The organism is Alicyclobacillus fructus (assembly GCF_017329605.1).
Classification (GTDB): Bacteria; Bacillota; Bacilli; order Alicyclobacillales; family Alicyclobacillaceae; genus Alicyclobacillus; species Alicyclobacillus fructus.
In genome coordinates this window covers 1-275 of the sequence record NZ_JAFMTY010000110.1, presented here as the reverse complement: position 1 = coordinate 275, position 275 = coordinate 1, and the positions used below count along the sequence as shown (strand labels likewise).

Genomic DNA, 275 nt, shown 5'->3' with positions numbered 1-275 from the left:
ACTATCGGGAATCCCCGCATTATTGACCAAAATATCGAGCGAATCAATCACTTTACCCGCTGTGTGCAAACTATCAAAATCATTCAAATCAATCTTGATGAACATCGCTGATATGGCTTCTGCAGCAAGGTTTTCAACTGCTGCCTGCCCACGGGCCTCATCACGCGCCCCGACGAGAATTTCATAGCCGCGCTTTCCAAGATATCGAGCGATTTCAAAACCGATTCCTTTATTTGCGCCTGTGACAAGTGCTTTCATAGTAGGCTCCTTTTCGC

At 46.5% G+C, this 275-nt stretch carries 1 protein-coding gene; it reads right to left on the bottom strand.

Annotation, left to right across the window (positions count from 1 at the left end):
- Nucleotides 1–258: SDR family NAD(P)-dependent oxidoreductase (locus tag J3481_RS14525; protein ID WP_206882536.1), on the bottom strand; the 258-nt coding region annotated here is incomplete at its 3' end.
- Nucleotides 259–275 lie beyond the last annotated feature (17 nt).